Annotated in this window: 5 protein-coding genes, 1 tRNA gene and 1 pseudogene; 6 read left to right on the forward strand and 1 reads right to left on the reverse strand. The window is 64.7% G+C overall.

The features are described 5' to 3' along the window. From H0W38_RS18125 to H0W38_RS18145, 5 genes and pseudogenes are all read left to right on the forward strand, one after another. A pseudogene (locus H0W38_RS18125) lies at positions 1–632 on the forward strand (cytochrome bc complex cytochrome b subunit); the annotation flags it as partial. 19 nt (positions 633–651) lie between these two features. Next, on the forward strand, positions 652–1,419 hold the full coding sequence (locus H0W38_RS18130) for a cytochrome c1 (protein ID WP_292456698.1): 768 nt from the start codon (positions 652–654) through the stop codon (positions 1,417–1,419). A gap of 126 nt (positions 1,420–1,545) precedes the next feature. After that, positions 1,546–2,157 carry a glutathione S-transferase N-terminal domain-containing protein gene (locus H0W38_RS18135; protein ID WP_292448165.1) on the forward strand — a complete coding sequence of 204 codons (612 nt, stop codon included), beginning with the start codon at positions 1,546–1,548 and terminating at the stop codon, positions 2,155–2,157. 15 nt (positions 2,158–2,172) lie between these two features. Beyond that, positions 2,173–2,706, forward strand: a complete 534-nt coding sequence (locus H0W38_RS18140) for a ClpXP protease specificity-enhancing factor (protein WP_292456701.1) — start codon at positions 2,173–2,175, stop codon at positions 2,704–2,706. 56 nt (positions 2,707–2,762) lie between these two features. After that, positions 2,763–2,838: transfer RNA gene (locus H0W38_RS18145), tRNA-Thr, on the forward strand. A 105-nt stretch (positions 2,839–2,943) separates the two neighbouring features. Here H0W38_RS18145 and H0W38_RS18150 read toward each other — a convergent pair. Beyond that, a complete protein-coding gene (locus tag H0W38_RS18150; RefSeq protein WP_292456703.1) occupies positions 2,944–3,282 on the reverse strand; it encodes a hypothetical protein in 339 nt (112 codons plus the stop codon). Between the two features lie 3 nt (positions 3,283–3,285). On the opposite strand from H0W38_RS18150, the gene H0W38_RS18155 reads away from it, so the two are divergent. After that, a partial coding sequence (locus H0W38_RS18155; RefSeq protein WP_292456705.1) for a M23 family metallopeptidase occupies positions 3,286–4,056 on the forward strand: 771 nt, incomplete at its 3' end.

Raw genomic sequence — 4,056 nt, forward strand, 5'->3', positions numbered from 1 at the left:
ACGACATCCTCGGCGTGTCGGTGTTCCTGATGATCTTCAGCGCGATCATCTTCTTTGCGCCGGAGTTTGGCGGCTACTTCCTCGAATACAACAACTTCATTCCGGCCGACCCCCTGAAGACGCCAGCTCACATCGCTCCGGTCTGGTACTTCACGCCCTACTACTCGATGCTGCGGGCGACGACCGGCACGATGGTCAACGTGTTGGCCGTGCTGGCGGCGATCGGCGCGGTGCTGGCGATCGTCAAAGGCCGCTTCGGCATGGTCGCCAAGATTGCGGTGGCCGTCGGCACCGTGGTGGCGATCGCCTTGCTCTTGGCCTTCGACGCCAAGTTCTGGGGCGTCGTCGTGATGGGCGGCGCGGTCGTCATCCTGTTCTTCCTGCCCTGGCTCGATCACAGCCCGGTTCGCTCGATCCGCTACCGGCCTGGCTGGCACAAGGCCTTGTACGGCGTCTTCGTGGCCAATTTCTTCGTGCTCGGCTACCTCGGCATTCAGCCGCCGACCGACCTCGGCACGCTGGTCTCCCAGATCGGCACGCTGGTTTATTTCGGCTTCTTCCTGCTGATGCCGTGGTGGAGCCAGCTCGGCACCTTCAAGCCGGTGCCCGACCGCGTTACGTTCGCCCATTGAGTCGCAGGAGCCTCACGAGATGAAGAAACTGATCGCCCTGCTGCTTGCCGGTTTCGCGCTGCTCGGCCCGGCTCGCGCTGCCAGCGATGTCGCCTGGGACCGGTTCCCGGTCGAGAAGATGACCGACCTGGCGTCGCTGCAAAACGGTGCCCGCCTGTTCGTCAACTATTGCCTGAACTGCCACTCCGCGGCCTTCATGCGCTACAACCGGCTGCGCGACATCGGTCTGACCGAGAACCAGATTGCCGACAACTTGATGTTCGCGACCGAAAGGGTCGGCGAAACCATGAAGGTGGCGCTCGACCCGCGTCAGGCCAAAGAATGGTTCGGTGGCGTGCCGCCCGACCTGACCGTGATTGCGCGCTCGCGCGCGGTGGCCGGCAAGGGCAGCGGCGCCGACTATCTCTATACCTACTTGCGCAGTTACTACCGCGACGACGCCACGCCGACCGGCTGGAACAACCTGGTCTATCCCAACGTCGGCATGCCGCACGTGATGTGGGAACTGCAGGGCCAACGCCGCGCGCGCTTTGTTGAAGAAAAGGACGCTCACGACCCGAGCAAGAGCGTGCTGCGCCAAGCCGGATTCGAGCAGATCACCCCCGGCACGCTGAATCCGCTGGAGTTCGACGATGCGGTCGCCGACCTGGTGGCCTATCTGCAGTGGATGGGCGAGCCGACGCAAAACGATCGTGCGCGCATCGGCGTGTGGGTGTTGCTGTTCCTGGCCGTTTTCACTTTCTTCGCCTGGCGCTTGAACGCCGCGTACTGGAAAGACGTGAAGTGAGGGCAGCCGTCCGGCGCGCCTGAAGGCGCGCTTCGGAGAAGCCTTGTAGATCGACGCGTGGTGGCCTGACCGGCTCGCCGCGCCTTTTGTTTTTCAGATTGCCCCGAGAACGATAGGAGCCAGCCCATGATGGTGCTTTATTCCGGCACGACCGACCCTTACTCGCACCGCTGCCGCTTCGTGCTGTTCGAAAAAGGCATGGATTTCGAGATCCGCGACGTCGACCTGTTCGCCAAGCCCGAAGACATCGCGTTGATGAATCCGTACAACGAGGTGCCTATCCTCGTCGAGCGCGATCTCATCCTGTACGAGTCCCACATCATCAACGAGTACATCGACGAGCGCTTCCCCCATCCGCAGCTGATGCCGGGCGACCCTGTGGCGCGTGCGCGGGTGCGCCTGTTCCTGTTCAATTTCGAGAAGGAGCTGTTCGCGCACGTCAACCTGCTCGAGAGCCGCGGCGTCAAGGCCACGGACAAGCAGCTCGAGAAGGCGCGCTCGCAGATCCGCGACCGGCTGACCCAGCTCGCCCCGATATTCTTGAAGAACAAGTACATGCTCGGCGACGACTTCTCGATGCTCGACGTGGCGATCGCGCCCTTGCTGTGGCGGCTCGACTATTACGGCATCGACCTGTCGAAGAACGCGCTGCCGCTTCTGAAGTACGCCGAGCGCATTTTCTCGCGGCCGGCCTACATCGAGGCGCTGACGCCGTCCGAGAAGGTGATGCGCAAGTAAGCGACAGGCCAACGCATGACGATCCCGGTGACTCCCGGCGGACAGGGCAACTCGACCCGGCCCTACTTGATCCGCGCGCTGCACGACTGGTGCACCGACAACGGCTTCACCCCGTATCTGGCGGTGCATGTCGACGGCTCGGTTCAAGTGCCGCTCGAGTACGTCAAGAACAACGAGATCGTTCTGAACGCCAGTTTCGAGGCCACCAGTGGCCTTCAACTGGGCAACGAGTTCATCAGCTTCAAAGCACGGTTTGGCGGCACGGCGCGAGAGATTCACGTGCCCATCGATCACGTGATTGCGATCTATGCACGGGAGAACGGCCAGGGCATGGCTTTTCCCGCGCCCGCACAAGGTGCCGATTCGCCTGTCGAAGGCATGGAAGCGGTGGTGCGGGGTCTGCGCCTGGCCCCATCGAGCGGCCCCACGTCGGAGCAGGGCTTGGCAGCAGCCGGTAGCGAAGCGCAGAGCAGCGAAGAGCAGGACGATCCTCCGCGCAACGAGCCTCCGCCGGGCGGCCCGCGCCCAGCACTCAAGCGCATCAAGTGAGCCCGTCGGCGTTGTTGCCCCGGCAGTGGTTTGGGACTTCTAGAATTGCAGCCCGCGCCGGCTTAGCTCAGTAGGTAGAGCACCCGCCTTGTAAGCGGAAGGTCGTCCGTTCGATTCGGACAGCCGGCACCATCCTTTCGTCGCGTGCGGCATCGTCCTCACGGCTTTCGCCTTGCGGCAACCCGGGCGCTTCGTGCAGGAATGGACGAGCGAGCGCCGGGCTTGCGTCGAATCGTTTCAATCGGGCTGCTTCGATTGAACGCGGATGCGGATGCCGCTACCCTGCCAGCCATGTTGCTGCAGTGCCGCCTCCAGACGAGGCAGCAACTGCCGCAGTTTGGCGGCGACAGACGGGCTGCTGGCGATCAGCGCCCAACCGTCTTCCCCGATTGGTCCGGCCCGCACTTCGGTTGCCAGGGGCAATGGCAGCAAAGGACGGATGGCCTCGAAACGGGCGTTCGAGTCGCGCAGCAAGGCTTGCAGCCGGGCCAGGGGCGGGCAGTTCGCCAGCGCCTCTCCGATCGGCTGGGCTGCCTGGAGAGTGGAGTTCGGGTGCAAGGCCATGATCAGGAGCATCGCATGCAAATCATAGTGACCGATAGCGGTCTGGGCGGCGCCCGGGTTTTGAGTCTGCGCGGCCGGCACGTCTTCGGCATGATCCTGGCCGCGGCGCTCGCCATCGTGCTGCTGGCGGCTGCGGCTTACCCGCTCGTTTTCTCGTCGGCCCTGCCGACCGGCTCGTCGCTGACCGACACGATGGCCCGCCTCGATCCGCGCGAAGACAAGAGCGCCCAGCGCGACCGCTATCTGCGCGAGAACCTCGATGCGATGGCCGCGAAGCTGGGAGAGTTGCAGGCCAAGCTGATGAAGCTCGACGCCGTCGGCGAGAGAGTCTCCGGTCTGGCTGGCTTGAAGCCCGAGGACTTCGAGGGCCTGGACAAGCCGCCAGCACCGGGCGGCGCGGCGAGTGCTGCGGCGCCCGGCAGCGGCGGCCCCTATCTGCCGATGGCATCGCCCTCATTGACGCAGCTCGGCCGGGAACTGGCCCTGATCGACGAGCAGGCCGATCGCAGCAACGACATCTTCACCCTGGCCGAGTCACGCCTGCTGGAAACCCGGCTGCTGGCGCTGATGGTGCCCAGCTCGGCACCGGTGCCCGGGCCTATCGGCTCGGGCTTCGGCTTTCGCTCCGACCCCTTTACCGGGCGCGGCGCCCTGCACACCGGCCTGGACTTCCCGGCCAGTACCGGCACGCCGATCCAGGCGGCTGCCGGCGGGGTGGTACGCAGTGCTGAGCGGCACCCGCAGTACGGCCTGCTGGTCGAGCTCGACCATGGCAACGCCCTCGTG

The organism is Methylibium sp. (assembly GCF_013817365.1).
In the GTDB taxonomy this organism is placed as follows: Bacteria; Pseudomonadota; Gammaproteobacteria; order Burkholderiales; family Burkholderiaceae_C; genus Methylibium.